Source organism: Streptomyces sp. NBC_01689 (genome assembly GCF_036250675.1).
In the GTDB taxonomy this organism is placed as follows: Bacteria; Actinomycetota; Actinomycetes; order Streptomycetales; family Streptomycetaceae; genus Streptomyces.
The window spans coordinates 7,356,636-7,376,933 of the sequence record NZ_CP109592.1 but is presented as its reverse complement, the minus strand read 5'-3'; the positions used below and the strand labels follow the sequence as shown (position 1 = coordinate 7,376,933).

The 20,298-nt window shown below is 67.6% G+C and carries 15 protein-coding genes, 3 rRNA genes and 1 pseudogene; 7 read left to right on the top strand and 12 right to left on the bottom strand.

Annotation, left to right across the window (positions count from 1 at the left end; all coding sequences use genetic code 11):
* Positions 1-106 precede the first annotated feature (106 nt).
* The 5 genes and pseudogenes from OG776_RS42485 to OG776_RS31535 all read right to left on the bottom strand — a co-directional run.
* Positions 107-880: pseudogene (locus OG776_RS42485) on the bottom strand (hypothetical protein); the annotation flags it as partial.
* Positions 881-1,483: 603 nt separating this feature from the next.
* Positions 1,484-1,600, bottom strand: a 5S ribosomal RNA gene (rrf, locus tag OG776_RS31550).
* A 136-nt stretch (positions 1,601-1,736) separates the two neighbouring features.
* Positions 1,737-4,857: ribosomal RNA gene (locus OG776_RS31545) — 23S ribosomal RNA — on the bottom strand.
* 314 nt (positions 4,858-5,171) lie between these two features.
* Positions 5,172-6,697 (bottom strand): 16S ribosomal RNA (locus tag OG776_RS31540).
* The 16S, 23S and 5S rRNA genes sit together here, the layout of an rRNA operon.
* Before the next feature lie 631 nt (positions 6,698-7,328).
* Complete coding sequence (locus tag OG776_RS31535) at positions 7,329-7,970, bottom strand: DNA-3-methyladenine glycosylase (RefSeq protein WP_329326562.1); 642 nt, start codon at positions 7,968-7,970, stop codon at positions 7,329-7,331.
* 186 nt (positions 7,971-8,156) lie between these two features.
* Between OG776_RS31535 and OG776_RS31530 the strand changes: the two genes are divergently transcribed.
* The 3 genes from OG776_RS31530 to OG776_RS31520 all read left to right on the top strand — a co-directional run bounded on the left by OG776_RS31530 (position 8,157) and on the right by OG776_RS31520 (position 10,180).
* Positions 8,157-8,942, top strand: coding sequence for a sporulation protein (locus tag OG776_RS31530; RefSeq protein ID WP_329322908.1), 786 nt, complete (start codon positions 8,157-8,159; stop codon positions 8,940-8,942).
* A 39-nt stretch (positions 8,943-8,981) separates the two neighbouring features.
* Positions 8,982-9,515: a YbhB/YbcL family Raf kinase inhibitor-like protein gene (locus OG776_RS31525; protein WP_148007560.1), complete on the top strand. Its 534-nt coding sequence runs from the start codon at positions 8,982-8,984 to the stop codon at positions 9,513-9,515.
* Between the two features lie 158 nt (positions 9,516-9,673).
* Positions 9,674-10,180 carry an HNH endonuclease gene (locus tag OG776_RS31520; RefSeq protein WP_148007559.1) on the top strand — a complete coding sequence of 169 codons (507 nt, stop codon included), beginning with the start codon at positions 9,674-9,676 and terminating at the stop codon, positions 10,178-10,180.
* 78 nt (positions 10,181-10,258) lie between these two features.
* Here the strand turns inward: OG776_RS31520 and OG776_RS31515 are convergent, their stop codons facing one another.
* The 3 genes from OG776_RS31515 to OG776_RS31505 all read right to left on the bottom strand — a co-directional run bounded on the left by OG776_RS31515 (position 10,259) and on the right by OG776_RS31505 (position 12,693).
* Positions 10,259-11,206, bottom strand: a complete 948-nt coding sequence (locus tag OG776_RS31515; RefSeq protein ID WP_148007558.1) for an SPFH domain-containing protein — start codon at positions 11,204-11,206, stop codon at positions 10,259-10,261.
* A gap of 133 nt (positions 11,207-11,339) precedes the next feature.
* The gene (locus tag OG776_RS31510) at positions 11,340-11,774 is read right to left on the bottom strand and encodes an NfeD family protein (protein WP_148007557.1); all 435 of its coding nucleotides are present in this window, start codon (positions 11,772-11,774) and stop codon (positions 11,340-11,342) included.
* Between the two features lie 127 nt (positions 11,775-11,901).
* Entirely contained in the window at positions 11,902-12,693 is a 792-nt protein-coding gene (locus OG776_RS31505; RefSeq protein WP_148007556.1) for an ABC transporter ATP-binding protein, read from the bottom strand.
* Between the two features lie 121 nt (positions 12,694-12,814).
* Here OG776_RS31505 and OG776_RS31500 point away from each other — a divergent pair, with 121 nt between their 5' ends.
* Complete coding sequence (locus OG776_RS31500) at positions 12,815-13,603, top strand: hypothetical protein (RefSeq protein WP_329322907.1); 789 nt, start codon at positions 12,815-12,817, stop codon at positions 13,601-13,603.
* A gap of 1,033 nt (positions 13,604-14,636) precedes the next feature.
* Here OG776_RS31500 and OG776_RS31495 read toward each other — a convergent pair.
* From OG776_RS31495 to OG776_RS31480, 4 genes are all read right to left on the bottom strand, one after another.
* Complete coding sequence (locus OG776_RS31495) at positions 14,637-14,876, bottom strand: chaplin (RefSeq protein ID WP_148007554.1); 240 nt, start codon at positions 14,874-14,876, stop codon at positions 14,637-14,639.
* Positions 14,877-15,088: 212 nt separating this feature from the next.
* On the bottom strand, positions 15,089-15,334 hold the full coding sequence (locus OG776_RS31490) for a chaplin (RefSeq protein ID WP_148007553.1): 246 nt from the start codon (positions 15,332-15,334) through the stop codon (positions 15,089-15,091).
* 152 nt (positions 15,335-15,486) lie between these two features.
* Positions 15,487-16,128 (bottom strand): response regulator, encoded by a 642-nt coding sequence (locus tag OG776_RS31485; protein ID WP_148007552.1) that lies wholly within the window; start codon positions 16,126-16,128, stop codon positions 15,487-15,489.
* Positions 16,121-17,266 carry a GAF domain-containing sensor histidine kinase gene (locus OG776_RS31480; protein WP_148007551.1) on the bottom strand — a complete coding sequence of 382 codons (1,146 nt, stop codon included), beginning with the start codon at positions 17,264-17,266 and terminating at the stop codon, positions 16,121-16,123. The genes OG776_RS31485 and OG776_RS31480 overlap by 8 nt, the downstream gene beginning before the upstream one ends.
* 183 nt (positions 17,267-17,449) lie before the next feature.
* Here OG776_RS31480 and OG776_RS31475 point away from each other — a divergent pair, with 183 nt between their 5' ends.
* The 3 genes from OG776_RS31475 (at position 17,450) to OG776_RS31465 (ending at position 20,260) form a co-directional block, all read left to right on the top strand.
* Positions 17,450-18,145 carry an SDR family NAD(P)-dependent oxidoreductase gene (locus OG776_RS31475; protein ID WP_329322906.1) on the top strand — a complete coding sequence of 232 codons (696 nt, stop codon included), beginning with the start codon at positions 17,450-17,452 and terminating at the stop codon, positions 18,143-18,145.
* Positions 18,142-19,227: an S-adenosylmethionine:tRNA ribosyltransferase-isomerase gene (locus tag OG776_RS31470; RefSeq protein ID WP_148007549.1), complete on the top strand. Its 1,086-nt coding sequence runs from the start codon at positions 18,142-18,144 to the stop codon at positions 19,225-19,227. The genes OG776_RS31475 and OG776_RS31470 overlap by 4 nt, the downstream gene beginning before the upstream one ends.
* Positions 19,228-19,525: 298 nt before the next feature.
* Positions 19,526-20,260, top strand: a complete 735-nt coding sequence (locus OG776_RS31465; protein WP_148007548.1) for a transglycosylase SLT domain-containing protein — start codon at positions 19,526-19,528, stop codon at positions 20,258-20,260.
* Positions 20,261-20,298: the final 38 nt, after the last annotated feature.

The window sequence follows — 20,298 nt, the reverse complement described above, 5'->3', positions numbered from 1 at the left end:
TGATCGGCTCACGGTCCCGGTCGCGGTCGTCGCGTCCACGGAAGGCACCGCGGCTGTCGCCGCCCCGGCGGTCGTCACGGCCCTGGAAGCCACCGGGACGGCCACCCCGGTCGTCGCGGCGCGGGCCGCCGCGTCCACGGTCGTCCCGGCCGCGGTCGTCGCGCCCGCGGAAGCCACCGCCACGGTCGTCACGGCGGTCGTCGCGGCGGAAGGCGGGGCGGTCCCCGTCCCTGCGGAAACCACCGCGGTCGTCGCGGTCGTCGCGGCGGAACCCGCCGCGGTCGCCGCCGCCACGGTTGTCGTCCCGGCGGAACCCGCCACCACTGCGGCTGTCGTCGCGACGGAAGCCGCCACGGTCGCCGCCACGGTCGTCACGGCGGTCACCGCCACGGTCGTCGCGCCGGTCGTCACGGCGGAAGCCGCCTCCGGTGCCGCCACCACGGTTGTCGTCGCGCCGGAACCCACCGCGGTCGTCGTCACGGCGCGGAGCGCCGGAACGCTCGTCACGACGGAACGGCGGACGGTCCCCGTCACGACGGGGACCCCTGTCCCCACCACGACTGTCACCGCCACGGTCGTCACGGCGGTCGTCGCGGCGGAAGGCGGGGCGGTCCCCGTCCCTGCGGAAGTCGCTGCGGTCGCTGCGGTCGTCGCGGCGGAACCCGCCACGGTCGCCGCCGCCACGGTTGTCGTCCCGGCGGAACCCGCCACCACTGCGGCTGTCGTCGCGACGGAAGCCACCTCGGTCGCCGCCACGGTCGTCCCGGCGGTCACCGCCACGGTCGTCGCGTCGGTCATCGCGGCGGAAGCCGCCTCCGGTGCCGCCACCACGGTTGTCGTCGCGCCGGAACCCACCGCGGTCGTCGTCACGGCGCGGAGCGCCGGAACGCTCGTCACGACGGAACGGCGGACGGTCCCCGTCACGACGGGGACCCCTGTCCCCACCACGACTGTCGCCACTCCGATCGTCACGGCGGTCGTCACGACGGAAGGCCGGACGGTCCCCGTCCCTGCGGAAACCACCGCGGTCGTCGCGGCCGGTCCCGCCGGGGCGGTCGTCACGGCGGAACGGCGGACGGCCCCCGCGGTCGCCTTCGCGACGGTCGTCTCGGCCACGGAAGCCGCCACCGCTGCTGCCACCGCCGCGGTTGTCGTCACGGCGGAAGCCGCCACGGTCTCCGCCTCGGTCACCCGCACGGTCGCCGTCCCGGCGGTCGTCACGCCGGCCGAAGCCGCCGCGGTCGCTGTCGCGGCGGTCGTTGTCCCGGCGGGGACCCCCGCGGTAGCCGCCGCGATCACCACTGTCCCGGCGTCGCTGATCGCGCTCCGGTCGCTCATCGGGAGAGTTGGTGGACATGGGGTGACTCCTGTCTTCGGTACCGCAAGTCATTCTCGCGCAGCCGGGTACCCGGCGCGCTTCGTAAAAACAAAAAAGGACCTCTGGTCCCAGCGAGTCGCTGGGACCAGAGGTCCTCCAAAGATTGTTCGGCGGCGTCCTACTCTCCCACAGGGTCCCCCCTGCAGTACCATCGGCGCTGTAAGGCTTAGCTTCCGGGTTCGGAATGTAACCGGGCGTTTCCCTCACGCTATGACCACCGAAACCCTGTCAGACATCTCGTTTTTCAACGAGACCTCGAACGGGCAGCGAACAAGCACACTATTCAATTCATCAGTGAAGCCGTTCAGCCAGCACAACCGTTCGTTGTCTGGGAACTACACAGTGGACGCGAGCAACTGAGGACAAGCCCTCGGCCTATTAGTACCGGTCACCTCCAGCGGTTACCCGCCTTCCAGATCCGGCCTATCAACCCAGTCGTCTACTGGGAGCCTTAACCCCTCAAAGGGGGTGGGAATACTCATCTCGAAGCAGGCTTCCCGCTTAGATGCTTTCAGCGGTTATCCCTCCCGAACGTAGCCAACCAGCCATGCCCTTGGCAGGACAACTGGCACACCAGAGGTTCGTCCGTCCCGGTCCTCTCGTACTAGGGACAGCCCTTCTCAATATTCCTACGCGCACAGCGGATAGGGACCGAACTGTCTCACGACGTTCTAAACCCAGCTCGCGTACCGCTTTAATGGGCGAACAGCCCAACCCTTGGGACCGACTCCAGCCCCAGGATGCGACGAGCCGACATCGAGGTGCCAAACCATCCCGTCGATATGGACTCTTGGGGAAGATCAGCCTGTTATCCCCGGGGTACCTTTTATCCGTTGAGCGACGGCGCTTCCACAAGCCACCGCCGGATCACTAGTCCCGACTTTCGTCCCTGCTCGACCCGTCGGTCTCACAGTCAAGCTCCCTTGTGCACTTACACTCAACACCTGATTACCAACCAGGCTGAGGGAACCTTTGGGCGCCTCCGTTACTCTTTAGGAGGCAACCGCCCCAGTTAAACTACCCATCAGACACTGTCCCTGATCCGGATCACGGACCCAGGTTAGACATCCAGCACGACCAGACTGGTATTTCAACGACGACTCCACCCACACTGGCGTGCGAGCTTCAAAGTCTCCCAGCTATCCTACACAAGCCGAACCGAACACCAATATCAAACTGTAGTAAAGGTCCCGGGGTCTTTCCGTCCTGCTGCGCGAAACGAGCATCTTTACTCGTAGTGCAATTTCACCGGGCCTATGGTTGAGACAGTCGAGAAGTCGTTACGCCATTCGTGCAGGTCGGAACTTACCCGACAAGGAATTTCGCTACCTTAGGATGGTTATAGTTACCACCGCCGTTTACTGGCGCTTAAGTTCTCAGCTTCGCCACCCCGAAGAGTGACTAACCGGTCCCCTTAACGTTCCAGCACCGGGCAGGCGTCAGTCCGTATACATCGCCTTACGGCTTCGCACGGACCTGTGTTTTTAGTAAACAGTCGCTTCTCGCTGGTCTCTGCGGCCACCCCCAGCTCAGAGTGCAAGACTCATCACCGGTGATGGCCCCCTTCTCCCGAAGTTACGGGGGCATTTTGCCGAGTTCCTTAACCATAGTTCACCCGAACGCCTCGGTATTCTCTACCTGACCACCTGAGTCGGTTTAGGGTACGGGCCGCCATGAAACTCGCTAGAGGCTTTTCTCGACAGCATAGGATCATCCACTTCACCACAATCGGCTCGGCATCAGGTCTCAGACTATGTGCTGTCCGGATTTACCTGGACAACGTCCTACACCCTTACCCCGGGACAACCACCGCCCGGGATGGACTACCTTCCTGCGTCACCCCATCACTCACCTACTACAGGTCTGGTCCGTCGGCTCCACCACTCCCCTTCGCCCGAAGGCTCCAGGGCGGCTTCACGGACTTAGCATCGCCTGGTTCAATGTTTGACGCTTCACAGCGGGTACCGGAATATCAACCGGTTATCCATCGACTACGCCTGTCGGCCTCGCCTTAGGTCCCGACTTACCCTGGGCAGATCAGCTTGACCCAGGAACCCTTAGTCAATCGGCGCACACGTTTCTCACGTGTGTATCGCTACTCATGCCTGCATTCTCACTCGTGAACCGTCCACCACTGCCTTCCGGCGCGGCTTCACCCGGCACACGACGCTCCCCTACCCATCACAGCGGGCGTTGGCCCTATTGCTGCAATGACACGACTTCGGCGGTACGCTTGAGCCCCGCTACATTGTCGGCGCGGAATCACTAGACCAGTGAGCTATTACGCACTCTTTCAAGGGTGGCTGCTTCTAAGCCAACCTCCTGGTTGTCTGTGCGACTCCACATCCTTTCCCACTTAGCGTACGCTTAGGGGCCTTAGTCGATGCTCTGGGCTGTTTCCCTCTCGACCATGGAGCTTATCCCCCACAGTCTCACTGCCGCGCTCTCACTTACCGGCATTCGGAGTTTGGCTAAGGTCAGTAACCCGGTAGGGCCCATCGCCTATCCAGTGCTCTACCTCCGGCAAGAAACACACGACGCTGCACCTAAATGCATTTCGGGGAGAACCAGCTATCACGGAGTTTGATTGGCCTTTCACCCCTAACCACAGGTCATCCCCCAGGTTTTCAACCCTGGTGGGTTCGGTCCTCCACGACCTCTTACAGCCGCTTCAACCTGCCCATGGCTAGATCACTCCGCTTCGGGTCTTGAGCGCGCTACTAAATCGCCCTATTCGGACTCGCTTTCGCTACGGCTTCCCCACACGGGTTAACCTCGCAACACACCGCAAACTCGCAGGCTCATTCTTCAAAAGGCACGCAGTCACGAGACATGTGCAAGCACACATCCGACGCTCCCACGGCTTGTAGGCACACGGTTTCAGGTACTATTTCACTCCGCTCCCGCGGTACTTTTCACCATTCCCTCACGGTACTATCCGCTATCGGTCACCAGGGAATATTTAGGCTTAGCGGGTGGTCCCGCCAGATTCACACGGGATTTCTCGGGCCCCGTGCTACTTGGGTGTTTCTCAAACGAGCCGCTGATGTTTCGACTACGGGGGTCTTACCCTCTACGCCGGACCTTTCGCATGTCCTTCGCCTACATCAACGGTTTCTGACTCGTCTCACGGCCGGCAGACCGTGAAAGAGAAATCCCACAACCCCACATACGCAACCCCTGCCGGGTCTCACACGCATATGGTTTGGCCTCATCCAGTTTCGCTCGCCACTACTCCCGGAATCACGGTTGTTTTCTCTTCCTGCGGGTACTGAGATGTTTCACTTCCCCGCGTTCCCTCCACATACCCTATGTGTTCAGGTATGGGTGACAGCCCATGACGACTGCCGGGTTTCCCCATTCGGAAACCCCCGGATCAAAGCCTGGTTGACGACTCCCCGGGGACTATCGTGGCCTCCCACGTCCTTCATCGGTTCCTGGTGCCAAGGCATCCACCGTGCGCCCTTAAAAACTTGGCCACAGATGCTCGCGTCCACTGTGCAGTTCTCAAACAACGACCAACCACCCATCACCCCCGGCTACAACCGGAGTTCACTGGGGCCGGCACTGAAGGCAGCCACAATCGGCCGTACCCTCAGACACCCAACAACGTGCCCGGCACACTCCCCGCTTCCCTCACCCGTTCCACGACCCGAAGGCCAGTACTAGGAGGAGAAGACGATCAAGTGTGCCGAATAATCAACGTTCCACCCATGAGCAACCACCGTCGAACGTTTGCCGACGTAATGGCCCTGGACCACCAGGCGAACCTGGCAGCCTAGATGCTCCTTAGAAAGGAGGTGATCCAGCCGCACCTTCCGGTACGGCTACCTTGTTACGACTTCGTCCCAATCGCCAGTCCCACCTTCGACAGCTCCCTCCCACAAGGGGTTGGGCCACCGGCTTCGGGTGTTACCGACTTTCGTGACGTGACGGGCGGTGTGTACAAGGCCCGGGAACGTATTCACCGCAGCAATGCTGATCTGCGATTACTAGCAACTCCGACTTCATGGGGTCGAGTTGCAGACCCCAATCCGAACTGAGACAGGCTTTTTGAGATTCGCTCCGCCTCACGGCTTCGCAGCTCTTTGTACCTGCCATTGTAGCACGTGTGCAGCCCAAGACATAAGGGGCATGATGACTTGACGTCGTCCCCACCTTCCTCCGAGTTGACCCCGGCAGTCTCCTGTGAGTCCCCATCACCCCGAAGGGCATGCTGGCAACACAGAACAAGGGTTGCGCTCGTTGCGGGACTTAACCCAACATCTCACGACACGAGCTGACGACAGCCATGCACCACCTGTACACCGACCACAAGGGGGCGACCATCTCTGGCCGTTTCCGGTGTATGTCAAGCCTTGGTAAGGTTCTTCGCGTTGCGTCGAATTAAGCCACATGCTCCGCTGCTTGTGCGGGCCCCCGTCAATTCCTTTGAGTTTTAGCCTTGCGGCCGTACTCCCCAGGCGGGGAACTTAATGCGTTAGCTGCGGCACCGACGACGTGGAATGTCGCCAACACCTAGTTCCCACCGTTTACGGCGTGGACTACCAGGGTATCTAATCCTGTTCGCTCCCCACGCTTTCGCTCCTCAGCGTCAGTAATGGCCCAGAGATCCGCCTTCGCCACCGGTGTTCCTCCTGATATCTGCGCATTTCACCGCTACACCAGGAATTCCGATCTCCCCTACCACACTCTAGCTAGCCCGTATCGAATGCAGAACCGGGGTTAAGCCCCGGTCTTTCACACCCGACGTGACAAGCCGCCTACGAGCTCTTTACGCCCAATAATTCCGGACAACGCTTGCGCCCTACGTATTACCGCGGCTGCTGGCACGTAGTTAGCCGGCGCTTCTTCTGCAGGTACCGTCACTCTCGCTTCTTCCCTGCTGAAAGAGGTTTACAACCCGAAGGCCGTCATCCCTCACGCGGCGTCGCTGCATCAGGCTTTCGCCCATTGTGCAATATTCCCCACTGCTGCCTCCCGTAGGAGTCTGGGCCGTGTCTCAGTCCCAGTGTGGCCGGTCGCCCTCTCAGGCCGGCTACCCGTCGTCGCCTTGGTGAGCCACTACCTCACCAACAAGCTGATAGGCCGCGGGCTCATCCTTCACCGCCGGAGCTTTCAACCCACCCAGATGCCCAGGCAGGTATTATCCGGTATTAGACCCCGTTTCCAGGGCTTGTCCCAGAGTGAAGGGCAGATTGCCCACGTGTTACTCACCCGTTCGCCACTAATCCACCCCGAAGGGCTTCATCGTTCGACTTGCATGTGTTAAGCACGCCGCCAGCGTTCGTCCTGAGCCAGGATCAAACTCTCCGTGAATGCTTACCGGTAATCCGGCGAAACACCACGAGAGCGGAACCGGAAGAGGAATAATCCCCCGGTTCACAGCGTCCTCGCTGTGCGCCTGCCCCGAAAGGCAGGACTTTTTCAAAGGAACCTCGCCCCGACCGATCGGCCGGAGACGGGGTATCAACATATCTGGCGTTGATTTTTGGCACGCTGTTGAGTTCTCAAGGAACGGACGCTTCCTTTGTACTCACCCTCTCGGGCTTTCCTCCGGGCGCTTCCCTTCGGTCTTGCGTTTCCGACTCTATCAGACCGTTTCCGTATCCGATTTCCTCGGCGCTTTCCAGGTTCCCGCTTTCGCGTTTCCCTTTCCGGCGAGTCCGACTCTATCAGATCCTTTCGGGCCTGATTCCCAGTCGGCGGGTCTGCCTTTCGGCCTTTGAGTTCTTTCGCCTCAGGGCCTTTCGACATTCACTACGCTAGCCGATTCCGTCCGCAGCTCATAATCGAGCTTCGCGAGATTGAATTCAGACATGCGGACACGTCGAATTCGCCCCCGCTGAGGGGAGGTCGTAGGTAGTGGGTTGGCCACTTCCGGCTGCAGGCTGAACGCCGTACCCGGGTCAAGCGGCTCGGGCTACATTACGGACCCCCCAGAGGCGAGTCAAGTTGAGCGGCGGCGCGGGGTATGGGCCCGATAAGGGCTCACGGTGGGGTCGTTGGCGACCCAGAAGCGCCACGGGTGGACGCCGCCGTCACCGGACACTCCGGTCCGGGGGCCGTTGCGTACCTGGTCGGGGGCGGCCGGTGTCCCCGCCAGCAGGGTCAGCGGACCCCCCTCCGGGGCGCAGGCGTCGGTGCCGTCGAGGGACCGTTCCACGTCCAGCGCCGTCGCCAGGCGGGCGGGGCCTTTGGCCAGTTCCTTGTCGTTCCGGGCCGAGAGTCGACGTCTGCGAGTGAGCTCGGCGCCCTCGACGACCTCGCCGGCCCTCAGCAGGACACCACTGGGTCTGCCCACGGGACCGCACACCAGGTTCATGCAGAACCACATGCCGTAGGTGAAGTAGACGTACACATGCCCGGGCGGACCGAACATCACGCCGTTGCGGGTCGTGCGGCCGCGATAGGCGTGGGAGCCGGGGTCGTCCGGACCGTCGTACGCCTCGACCTCCGTGAGACGGAGTTCGATCGGACCGTCAGGTGTCGTGCGCACGAGGATCCGCCCCAGGAGGTCGGGAGCGACCTCCAGTACGGGGCGGTCGAAGAACTCACGCATCAGGGGCGTACGGTCAGGGGCCGCGATCATGCCGTCCGAGCGTAGTCCAGCGACACGGACACGTGGGTACGGGTGGGTGCCGACGGGTGGTCAAGGAGCGTTCCCCTTGTAAGGGTGAGAACGCGGAACCGGCCGCCGGTCGGATCGCGTATGTAGGGATCAGGGATCCAGACGCAGTACTACGGAGCACAGGCGTTGCCTGGGGAGGTTTGAGACATGGGGTTCAAGCGGCTGCTTGCGAGCCTGGGAGCCGGTGGGGCTTCGGTCGAGACGGTGCTGACCGAGGTCAACGTCGTTCCGGGCGGTGTCGTGCAGGGTGAGGTGCGGATCCAGGGCGGATCCGTGAACCAGGCCATCGAGGGGCTGTCGGTGGGGCTCCAGGCCAGGGTCGAGGTCGAGGGTCACGACGACCAGGAGTACAAGCAGGACATCGAGTTCGCGAAGCTGCGACTCGGGGGCGCCTTCGAGCTGCAGGCCGGCGCCGTGCACGCGGTCCCCTTCGGGCTCGACATCCCGTGGGAGACCCCGATCACCACGATCGACGGGCAGAGCCTGCGCGGCATGAACATCGGTGTGACCACGGAGCTGGAGATCGCGCGTGCCGTGGACTCCGGGGACCTGGACCCCATCCACGTGCACCCCCTCCCGGCGCAGCAGGCCCTCCTGAACGCCTTCATCCAGCTGGGCTTCCGCTTCAAGAACGCGGACATGGAGCGCGGTCACATCCGGGGCAGCCGCCAGAAGCTGCCCTTCTACCAGGAGATCGAGTTCTTCCCGCCGTCGCAGTACCGCGGGCTGAACCAGGTCGAGCTGAGCTTCGTCGCGGACGACCGCGAGATGGACGTCATCCTGGAGATGGACAAGAAGCCGGGCCTCTTCAGCGAGGGCAGCGACTCGTACCGCTCCTTCCAGGTGGGCCTGCACGACTTCCAGGGCACGGACTGGGCCGCGTACCTGAACCAGTGGCTGTCCGAGGTCGGGAGCCGGCGCAGCTGGTTCTAGGCTCGGACCGAGAGATTCCGCCGTTCAGGAGGTACTGACGTGACCGAGCTCAAGAGGGCGCCCCTTCCGCACGACTTCCATCCGCGCGTGCCGGCCTTCACGGTCACCAGTGAGGACGTGGCCTCGGGCGCGGTGCTGAAGGACGCCCAGGTCTACGCGGCCGGGAACACCTCGCCGCAGCTGAGCTGGGAGGGTTTCCCCGCCGGGACCAAGAGCTTCGCCGTGACGTGCTTCGACCCCGACGCCCCGACGGGCAGCGGGTTCTGGCACTGGGTGGTGTTCGACATCCCGGCCTCCGTCACCGAACTGGTGACGGGTGCGGGCAGCGGCACGTTCGAGGGCCTGCCGGACGGCGCGGTCCACGTACGCAACGACTACGGGACCAGGGACTTCGGTGGCGCCGCGCCGCCGGCCGGGGACCCCGCGCACCGGTACCTCTTCACCGTGTACGCCGTGGATCAGGAGAAGCTCGGCCCGGACGCGGAGGCGTCGCCGGCCTATGTCGGATTCAACCTGCGGTTCCACACGCTGGCCCGCGCCCATCTGATCGGCGAGTACGCGGCTCCCGCGTAAAGCGTCACAGACGGACGTTCACTGAACGTTTGCCCGCCTCTGGTCTTGGAAGTGATCAGGGGCGGGCATTTTTATTGCGTTGTCCATCTCGGCGCGCCCGGCCAGAGTTGATCCAAGCCCGCCAGTGGGTGGGCCGGTGCATACGGGAGGTGGGCAGGATGCGGGACACGCTGGTTCTGAACGCGAGCTTTGAGCCGCTGTCGACGGTGACGTTGAACCGAGCCGTCGTTCTGGTGCTGCAGGACAAGGCCGTCGTCGAGCAGGCCCACCCCGAACTGCGCATGCGCGGTGCCGCTCTCGACATACCCGTGCCGCGGGTGATCAGGTTGTGCCGGTATGTCAGGGTGCCCTTCCGAAGACAAGCCCCGTGGTCGAGGCGTGGTGTCCTCGTGCGTGACCGCCATCGCTGCGCGTACTGCGGCAGGCGGGCGACGACGGTCGACCACGTGGTACCCCGTGCGCAGGGCGGCCAGGACTCCTGGCTGAACACGGTCGCGTCGTGCGCCGAGGACAATCACCGCAAGGCGGCCCGTACGCCGGAGCAGGCGGGGATGCCGCTGCTCAGGCAGCCGTTCGAGCCGACGCCCGCCGACGCGATGCTGCTGACGCTGGACCGCGACGACCTCGACGCGCTGCCGGAGTGGCTGGTGCAGCCCGCGGCCTAGGCCGGGCTGGGGGATCAGGTCGTACGAGGAGGGGGCCCGTCTCCGGTCGGAGACGGGCCCCCTCCTCGTACGACGTGGTCAGTCGGTGACGGACGGCTTCTCGCGGCGCTCGTCACGGCGCTCCGCGCCGCTGTTGCCCGAACCGCCGCCCATGGGGCCGAAGTTGCCCATGGCACCGCTCAGCCCCTTGAGGGCGTCGCCGATCTCGCTCGGCACGATCCAGAGCTTGTTGGCGTCGCCCTCCGCGATCTTCGGGAGCATCTGGAGGTACTGGTAGGAGAGGAGCTTCTGGTCCGGGTCTCCGGCGTGGATGGCCTCGAAGACCGTACGGACGGCCTGGGCCTCGCCCTCGGCGCGCAGGGCGGCGGCCTTGGCCTCACCTTCGGCGCGCAGGATCGCGGACTGCTTCTCACCCTCGGCGGTGAGGATCTGCGACTGGCGGATGCCTTCGGCGGTGAGGATCGCGGCACGCTTGTCACGGTCGGCGCGCATCTGCTTCTCCATCGAGTCCTGGATGGAGGTGGGCGGTTCGATCGCCTTCAGTTCCACGCGGTTGACGCGGATGCCCCACTTGCCGGTCGCCTCGTCGAGGACGCCGCGCAGGGCCGCGTTGATCTCCTCGCGGGAGGTGAGGGTCCGCTCCAGGTCCATGCCGCCGATGATGTTGCGCAGCGTGGTGACCGTGAGCTGTTCGATCGCCTGGATGTAGCTGGCGACCTCGTAGGTCGCGGCGCGGGCGTCGGTGACCTGGTAGTAGATGACCGTGTCGATGTTGACGACCAGGTTGTCCTGGGTGATCACCGGCTGCGGCGGGAACGGTACGACCTGTTCACGCAGGTCGATGCGGTTGCGGATCGAGTCGATGAACGGGACGACGATGTTGAGGCCCGCGTTCAGGGTCCGGGTGTACCGGCCGAACCGTTCGACGATGGCGGCGCTGGCCTGTGGGATGACCTGGATGGTCTTGATCAGGGCGATGAAAACCAGCACCACCAGAATGATCAGGACGATGATGATGGGTGCCATCGATAACTCCCCGTACCCTTCTGCGCCTCGGTGTTTCCGAAAGATCTTATGGTTGTTGAAGATCTTGCTGGACGAGTCTGACAGACCGTCGTCTGCCGCGTGGGGCGTTCGGTTCAGTTGGAGTCGCGCGAGGTCACATGACGATCGCCGTGGCTCCTTCGATGTCCACGACGTCCACCTCCTGGCCCACTTCGTAGGCCTGTCCGGTGTCGAGGGCGCGTGCCGACCAGATCTCTCCGGCGAGCTTGATCCGGCCGTCTCCCGAACCGTCGACCCGCTCCAGCACGACGGCCTGTCTGCCCTTCAACGCCTCGACGCCCGAGACGAGTTGGGGCCGTTGCGAGCGGTGCCGGGTCGCGACGGGGCGTACCACCGCGATGAGCGCGACGGAGACGGCGGCGAAGACGAGTACCTGGAGGACGACACCGGCGCCGAGACCGGCCGTGGCCGCGGCCGCCGCGGCGCCCGCGGCGAGCATGCCGAACTCCGGCATCGCGGTCACCACGAGCGGGATGCCCAGCGCGGCCGCGCCGACCAGCCACCACACCCATGCGTTGATGTCGTTCACGTGGTCATGGTAGGTCCGCGGGTCCGTTCGGCGACAGGGCGCAGACCGGGCGGAGAGGGGGCTCGTATCGGTTCCCGCGGGGCGGGTGCGTCTCCCGGGACGGTGGGGGTCGGCCGCTTCGTGCGGCTCAGGCCATCGGGAGGCCCTGCGCGGTCCAGCGCTCGCCGACCTGTTCGACGACGAGGGGGAGGCCGAAGCAGCGGGAGAGGTTGCGGGAGGTGAGTTCGAGTTCCAGGGGGCCCGCGGCGAGCACCTTGCCCTGGCGGATCATGAGGACGTGGGTGAAGCCCGGGGCGATCTCCTCGACATGGTGGGTGACCATGATCATGGAGGGGGCGATCGGGTCGCGGGCGAGCCGGCCGAGGCGGCGTACGAGGTCCTCGCGGCCGCCGAGGTCGAGGCCCGCGGCGGGCTCGTCGAGCAGGAGCAGCTCGGGGTCGGTCATCAGGGCGCGGGCGATCAGGGTGCGCTTGCGCTCGCCCTCGGAGAGCGTGCCGAACCTGCGGTCGAGGTAGTCGCTCATGCCGAGGCGGTCGAGGAAGGCGCGGGCGCGCTGCTCGTCGATGTCCTCGTAGTCCTCGTGCCAGCCCGCGGTCATGCCGTAGGCGGCAGTGAGCACGGTCTGCAGGACGGTCTGGCCCTTGGGAAGCTTCTCGGCCATGGCGATGCCGGCCACGCCGATGCGCGGGCGCAGCTCGAACACGTCGACCTTGCCGAGGGTCTCGCCGAGGATGGTGGCGGTTCCCTGGCTGGGGAAGAGGTAGCTGGAGGCGAGGTTGAGGAGGGTCGTCTTGCCGGCGCCGTTCGGACCGAGGATGACCCAGCGTTCTCCCTCCTTGACCGACCAGGAGACCTGGTCCACCAGAGCCCGGCCCTCGCGGACCACGGACACGTCCTCCAGCTCCAGTACATCGCTCATGAGCGCGTTGTCTCCCATTGCAGTCTCGGCCGTCGCTTACGTCTGTGGACGCAGCCCCCAGGGAAAACCTACGCCACCGGTCGGGCGCTCCTGTCCATCGGCCGGTCCTTAGGGTGGAGGCATGCTCTCGGAACCACGTTCAGGACGTCTGGCCGCATGGGGAAATGCCCTTTTGGCCGGCTTTGTATCTCCGGATGACGCGGTCATCGCCATCGTCGGCGAGGACGCGGTGCACCGGGTCGAGGGGCTGCCGGGCGAGACGGGGCCCGTCGGGCTCACGCTCGCCCTCGGCCGACTGCGGGCGCTCGGCGTCGCCGGGCTGCGGGTCGCGCTGCCCGCGCCGGGGCACCCGCTCGGGCTGAGCGGGCCGCCGGACTTCAACGCGCGCGCCCTCGACGCCGAGGAGGCGGTCGTCTGTCACGGCGCCGCGCTGGGGCTCGTACCGGAGGTGTACGAGGCGGGGCCCGCCGGCGACGTCCATGTCGAGGTCGTCTGGCACTGTCTCCCGGTGCGGGAGGCGCCGCCCGCCGACGTGCCGTCCCTCGGGGAGGCCGAACGGGAACTGGCGGAGGCGCTGCGCGAGGCGACGGAGGTGTTGTCGCGGCTGGACGTCGCCGGGTCGGGGCCGGTCGCGGAGGCGGCCGTGGAGGCGTACCGGGCGCGGGCCGAGCGGGGGCGCGAGATCCTGGCGCCCGGCTACCCGCCGCGTGCGGTACGGGTGTTGGAACTCGCCCAGCGGGTGGGACTGCTGATCTCCGTCGCGTACGAGAACGGGCACGGCGGGGCGGTGAGCGCCTCCGAGATGGCGGCTCGCGCCGAGGCGCTGCGTCCGGTGGAACGGACGGCCCGGCGGGCGCAGGTGGCGGCGTACAACGCGTTCGTGGAGGAACGGGAGCGCGGGGGCCACTGACGGGGCGCTCCGCTGGGTGATCAGGGGTACGGCGCCCCCCTCGGGCCGGGGCGCGGCCCCCGCTGGACCGGGGCGCGGCCCCGCGCGCCGGGGTGCGGCCACCGCGGGCCCGGGCGGGGCCACCGCGGGCCGGGGCGGGGGCGGTGCTCGCAGCACTGGGGCGCGGGCACGGGGGGCTGCACGGTGCCGGAGGTGCGGGGGTCGCCTGGCGGGGCGAGGTACACGGGTGCCGGGCCCACCTCACGGAGCCAGGTGCGAGGGCGCCAAGGCCGCCTGACGGAGCCAAGTACAGGGGCGTCAGGCCCACCTGGCGGAACGAGGTGCGGGGGCATTCGCCGCACGGCGGCGGGGGTGCGGCGCTCGTCGCACCGGGCCGAGGGCTCGCTGCACGGGACCGGGGGCGCCAGGCTCGCCCGACGGCGCGAGGTACAGGTGCGCCAGGCCCACCTGGCAAGGCCAGGTACAGGGACGCCAAGCCCACTTGACGGAGTCAGGTGCGGGGGTTCGCCGCGCGGCGGCAATGAAGGCGCGGCGCTCGTTGTATGGGGCCGAGGGCGCGCGGCTGGTTGCACGGGGGCGCGGGACTCGGTGCGCGAGCGCGCGGGTGGCGTTCGCTGCAAGGCCGCGGGGGGGCGCACGCTTGCCGAGCGTCATGCGGGAGTGCGCGCGCCCGAATCACGCGGTGGGGCGGGCGCCCGGGAAATCGCGCTCTCGAAGTGGGCTCGGCGGTGTGCTCTCGCCGTACGGCCCGAGTCGGTGCTGTTCGGCTCGCGCCTGACCGCGGGGGCGCGGCGCGCATCGGGTGGAGAGGGGACTCTCGTAGGGCGCGTTCCGTTCCGTACGGGACGCGCCTGCCGCACCGGCGACTCGTGGCGCGCGGTGCGTGGCCCACGGTCAGGACGAGGGGTCGTTCGGTGTGGCTCCGGGGCGGGCGCGCGTCCCGGGGGCGGAGCGCACCGCGCGCCCGGTGCGCGCCGGAGGGACGGCGCAGGGCCCCGCGGATGGTTCGCGGGGCCCTGCGCGGCGGCGTGCGTCAGCCGTTCACGCCCGTGTTGCCGAACGCGGGGTTCAGCAGGCCGACCACGTTCACGCTGTCGCCCACGACGTTGACGGGGACGTGGACGGGGAGCTGCACGATGTTGCCCGAGACGACACCCGGCGACTGCACGGCGGCGGCGTGGGCCCCCGAGTCGGCCACGGCCGCGCCGGCCGAGGCTCCCGCGGCGATACCGGCGACGGTGACGGCCATGGCGGCCTTCTTGGCGATGTTCATGAGAAACGTTCCTCCTGCGATTGCGGTTCCGACCCGGCCGCGGGTCGTACGTCCCTCAACGCGGGAGGCCGCCCCATGGCACGGAACCGTCGGCCGAAGTGACCGTTCGGGCCATTGAGACGATGGACGGATGGGCCGATGGGCCGACCACACCTGACCGGCCCCCGGGGAGCGCCCGGGGGCCGGTGGTCATGACGGGTGGGGCGGGAACCTCAGCCGTTGAGGCCGAGGTTGCCGAAGGCGGGGTTCAGGACGCCGATCACGTTCACGCTGTTGCCGACCGCGTTCACGGGGATGTGGACCGGCGCCTGGATGACGTTGCCCGAGACGACACCCGGGGAGCCCGCGGCCTGGCCGGCGGCCCACGAGCCGTCCGTCGCGGAAGCCATACCGGCACCGGCGGCGACGAGGCCGCCCGCCACCATCGCGACAGCCGTGGCCTTCTTCAGGTTCTTCACTTCTGAGCCCTCCCTAGCGATCACCGCGGCAGGTCGCCGCGGCACGCACTGGAGAACGGCCGGGATCCACGGAGGATGCGCCATCCGGGTGACATACACCCGACGGTATGAATCTCAGTCCGGAGCGGAACCTTTCGTATCATCGTGCCCGCTCAGCCCGCCGCCCCATGCCGAACGGCCCACAACGCGGCCTGTGTCCGGTCCGCGAGGTCGAGCTTCATCAGGATGTTCGAGACATGTGTCTTGACGGTCTTCTCGGAGAGGACGAGCGCGCGGGCGATCTCCCGGTTGGAGCGGCCGTCGGCGATCAGCGCGAGCACCTCCCGTTCCCGGTCGGTGAGCGAACCTCCCCTGCCCTGGCCGGAGTTGGCCTCCTCCTGGGAGAGCAGGACGCCCGCCACCTCGGGCTGCAGCAGGATGTGCCCCGCGTGCACGGAACGGATGGCTCCGGCGAGGGCGTCGGGATCCACGTCCTTGTAGACGTACCCCGCCGCGCCGGCCCGCAGGGCCGGGACGACCGTGCGCTGCTCGGTGAAGCTGGTGACGATCAACACGCGTGCGGGGTTCGCGAGTTCACGGAGCCTGCGCAGCGCGTCGATGCCGTCCATGCCCGGCATCTTGACGTCCATGAGGACGACGTCGGGCTTCAGCTCCTCGGCGAGGGCGACCCCTTCGGCGCCGTCGGACGCCTCTCCCACGACCTCGATGTCGTCCTGCACCTCGAGAAAGGTGCGCAGGCCCCGGCGGACCACCTGATGGTCGTCGACGAGCAGCACCTTGATTGCCTCAGCCACCAGGGACCTCCATCTCGATCGTGGTGCCCTTGCCGGGCGCCGATTCCACGGTCAGCGTGCCGCCGACCCCGCTCGACCGGTCGCGCATGGAGACGAGGCCGAGGTGGCGTCCCGCGGTGCGTATCTCCGTGGGGTCGAAGCCACCGCCGTCGTCACTGACGCTCAGCACCGCGCCTGGTCCGCGCTTCTCCAGGAGGACGTCGACGCGGGCCGCCCCGGAGTGCCGCAGCGCGTTGTGGAGGGCTTCCTGGGCGACGCGCAGGACGGCCTCCTCCTGGGCCGCGGGCAGGGCGCGCACGCCCCGGCCGGTGAAGGTCACGCGCGCCGAGTGGGCGCGGTCGAGCACCTGGATCTGGGTGCGCAGCGTGGCCACGAGACCGTCCTCGTCGAGGGCGGCGGGGCGCAACTCGATGACGGCGGCGCGCAGTTCCTCGGTGGCTTCGGCGGCGAGCGCGGCCACCTGGTGGAGTTCGCCCTTGGCGCGCGCGGGGTCCCGGTCGACGAGGGCCGCGGCGGCCTGCGCCGTGAGCCGCAGGGAGAACAACTTCTGGCTGACGGCGTCGTGCAGTTCGTGCGCGAGCCGGGAGCGTTCCTCGGCGATGGTGAGTTCGCGGCTGCGCTCGTAGAGACGGGCGTTGGTCAGGGCGATCGCCGCGTGCTGGGCGAGGATGGTGAGGAGTTCCTCGTCGTCCTCGGTGAAGCCGCAGCCGCCGTCGGCCCTGGTGCCGTTCTTGTTGGCGAGGAACAGGGCTCCGATGGTCTCGTCGCCGTCACGGACGGGCAGGCCGAGGAAGTCGGACATGTCCGGGTGGGCGGCGGGCCAGCCCTCGAAGCGGGGGTCCTCGCGGACGTCGGCGAGACGCTCGGGGCGTGCCTCGTGCAGCATCGCGGCGAGGATGCCGTGCTGGCGCGGGAGCGGGCCGATGGCCTTCCACTGGGCGTCGCTGACGCCGTCGACCACGAACTGGGCGAAGCCGCCGTGGTCGTCCGGCACCCCGAGGGCGGCGTACTGCGCGTCGAGCAGCTCGCGGGCCGAGGCGACGATCGTCTTGAGGACGTCGCGCACCTCCAGGTGCCTGCTCATGGCCAGCAGCGCGGAGCTCACCGCGTACAGACCGGACCGGGGGCCTTGGCTCATGACCCCAACGTACCCGTGGGCTGTGACAGTGCGTATCCGACCCGTGGTGGGCGGCCCTGGGCCGCTGGGCCTAGGCCGAAGGGCCCTCCGCCGTCGGGACCGCCGTACGAGGCGGCGGGAGCGGTCCGGTTCCTACGTTGAGGACGCCCGCCGGCCGGCGGGCCGGACGAGGGGACGGATGTCATGCCGGTAGCGGTCATCACGGGGGCGTCGAAGGGGCTGGGGCGGGCGCTCGGCGCCGCTCTGGCGCGGCGCGGCTGGGATCTGGTGCTCGACGCCAGGACCGCCGGGGTTCTGCGGGAGACGGCGAGGGCACTGTCCGTGCACGGGACCCGGGTGGTGGCCCTGCCGGGGGACGTGACGGACGCCGGGCACCGGGCGGCGCTGGTGGCGGCGGCCCGTGAGCTCGGGGGCGTCGATCTGCTGGTGAACAACGCGAGCGCGCTCGGCGCGGAGCCGCTGGTCCCGCTCGCGGAGCTGGATCCGGACGGGCTGCGGCGGGCCCTGGAGGTCAATGTGGTCGCGGCGCTCGGTCTGGTCCGGGAGGCGCTGCCGCTGCTGCGGGCCGCCGGGGCGGGCGCGGTCGTCGCGGTGAGCTCGGACGCGGCGGCGGAGGCGTACCCGACGTGGGGCGGTTACGGGGCGTCGAAGGCCGCCCTCGACCACCTCGCGGCCGTACTCGGTGAGGAGGAGCCGGGTCTGCGGGTCTGGGCCGTGGATCCGGGGGACATGGCCACGGACCTGTACGCGGCGGCCGTGCCGGACGGCGGGGGGCCGCGGCCGTCGCCGGACAGTGTGGTGCCGGCCTTCCTCAGGCTGCTCGACGAGCGGCCCGCCAGTGGCCGCTACGCCGCGCCCGCGCTCCTGGAGGAGCGGTGAGGACCGTGGTGCGGGTCCCGGAGGAGCTGTCGGCGCGGGTGCCGGCCGAGCAGCGCGGGCCCGGGCGGGACCGGGACTCCGTACGGCTGCTCGTCTCGCGGGGCGGTGAGGTGTCGCACCACGCGTTCGCGGAGCTGCCGCTGCTGCTGCGGGCCGGGGACCTGCTCGTCGTGAACACCTCCCCCACGCTGGCCGCCGCGGTCGACGGCCGGATCGGGCACGCGCGCGTGGTGGTCCATTTCTCCACCCGGGGCGACGACGGACGGTGGGCGGTCGAGCTGCGGGATCCCGACGGGACGGGCACGACGCGTCCGCGCGCGGGCGGTCCCGCGGGCGCGGAGGTGTGTCTCGCCGGGGACGGACGGCTCGTACTGGAGGAGCCGATGACGGCGCGCGGCGGGCGGCTGTGGTGGGCGCGGGTGCCGGATGTGGACGTACCCGCGCTGCTGCGGCGGCACGGGCGCCCCGTCCGGTACTCCTATACGGAGCGGGACCAGCCCCTCTCCGCCTATCAGACGGTGTTCGCGCTGCCGTCCGCCGACGGTGCGGGGAGCGCGGAGATGCCGAGCGCGGCGCGGCCCTTCACGACGCGTCTGGTGACGGAGCTGGTGAGCCGGGGGGTGCGGTTCGCTCCGGTCCGGCTGCACACCGGTGTCTCCTCGGTCGAGGCCCACGAGCCGCCCTCCGCGGAGTGGTACGAGGTTCCGGAGGCTTCGGCGCGTCTGATCAACGCGGGGAGGGCGGACGGCGGTCGGATCGTCGCGGTCGGTACGACGGCCGTGCGTGCCGTCGAATCGGCGGCGGGCCCCGACGGTGTGGTCCGGGCCCGCCGGGGACGGACGGAGCTCGTGGTGACCCCGCGGCGGGGTGTACGGGTGGTCGACGGGCTGCTGACCGGTCTGCACGAGCCGGAGGCCTCCCATCTGCTGATGCTGGAGGCGATCGCGGGAGGGGCCGCGATCGGGCGTGCCTACACCGCGGCGGTGAGCGGGCTCTACCTGTGGCACGAGTTCGGGGACTCCCACCTCATCCTCCCGGCGGAGACCGCTCACCCTGGGCGTTGCTCCAGCAACCGGCAGTGAGAACGATCTAGGAGCCATGTGAGCCCGCACATAGGGCCCACATCACGTACGAACGGACATAGGAGATAAACGGTGCCCCTATGAGCGGGGCAGACGTGCCCTTATGTCCGGACTTGTCCCCCATGGACCTACTACTCGGCGTCGTACGTCACACCTTTGCCACAGGATTTTGCGGCCGCTAACAATGGCTCACGTCGCTCAACGCAGCAGGTGTTTACCCGCAGCGTCTGATCCGGAAACGAAGTGTCCCCACCGGACCGAGAGCGGCATCCGCGCTATTCGAAGAGGTCCATCAGTTATGCCCAAGAACATCATCACTCCTGGTCATAGTCCGAAGCTGACCAAGGTCCACAAGCTTTCGATCGCCGGTATCGCCACCCTCGGTGCAGCGGCCCTGGCGTTCACCGCGACGCCCAGTGGTGCCCACACCACCACGAACGACGCCGCCGTGTCGCAGGCTCCGGTCGCCTTCGGTCAGCAGCCCATCAAGGACGTCAAGGCCAGCATCACCGACCAGATGGCCGGCGCCAGCCTGAAGGCCCAGAGCATCGCCGCGAAGAAGGCCGCCGACGCGGCCGTCGTCAAGAAGAACGCCGAGGCCGCCCGCAAGGCCGCCGCCGCGAAGGCCGCCCAGCAGGCGCGCGTCAAGGAGCAGGCCGCGAGCCGCTCGGTGCAGCGCGTCCAGTTCGAGACGGTCGCCGCGAAGTCGTACACGAACAACCTCGACGGCTGGATCCACGAGTCGCTCGACATCATGAAGAAGCACAAGATCCCCGGCTCGTACCACGGGCTGTACAAGAACATCATGCGGGAGTCGTCCGGCAATCCCCGTGCGATCAACGACTGGGACATCAACGCCATCAACGGCATACCCTCGAAGGGCCTGCTGCAGGTCATCCCGCCGACCTTCAAGGCCTACCACGTGCCCGGCACCTCGTGGAACATCTACGACCCGGTCGCCAACATCACCGCCGCGTGCAACTACGCGGCCGACAAGTACGGCTCGATGGACAACGTGAACAGCGCGTACTGAGGCAGGGCGCGGACCTCTCCGCCGTACGCCGAAGGGCG

Coding starts and splice junctions, on each gene's coding strand:
- OG776_RS31535 (WP_329326562.1), bottom strand. CDS start 7,970: ATGATCGCGGCCCCTGACCGTACGCCCCTGATGCGTGAGTTCTTCGAC.
- OG776_RS31530 (WP_329322908.1), top strand. CDS start 8,157: ATGGGGTTCAAGCGGCTGCTTGCGAGCCTGGGAGCCGGTGGGGCTTCG.
- OG776_RS31520 (WP_148007559.1), top strand. CDS start 9,674: ATGCGGGACACGCTGGTTCTGAACGCGAGCTTTGAGCCGCTGTCGACG.
- OG776_RS31515 (WP_148007558.1), bottom strand. CDS start 11,206: ATGGCACCCATCATCATCGTCCTGATCATTCTGGTGGTGCTGGTTTTC.
- OG776_RS31505 (WP_148007556.1), bottom strand. CDS start 12,693: ATGAGCGATGTACTGGAGCTGGAGGACGTGTCCGTGGTCCGCGAGGGC.
- OG776_RS31500 (WP_329322907.1), top strand. CDS start 12,815: ATGCTCTCGGAACCACGTTCAGGACGTCTGGCCGCATGGGGAAATGCC.
- OG776_RS31495 (WP_148007554.1), bottom strand. CDS start 14,876: ATGAACATCGCCAAGAAGGCCGCCATGGCCGTCACCGTCGCCGGTATC.
- OG776_RS31480 (WP_148007551.1), bottom strand. CDS start 17,266: ATGAGCCAAGGCCCCCGGTCCGGTCTGTACGCGGTGAGCTCCGCGCTG.
- OG776_RS31475 (WP_329322906.1), top strand. CDS start 17,450: ATGCCGGTAGCGGTCATCACGGGGGCGTCGAAGGGGCTGGGGCGGGCG.
- OG776_RS31465 (WP_148007548.1), top strand. CDS start 19,526: ATGCCCAAGAACATCATCACTCCTGGTCATAGTCCGAAGCTGACCAAG.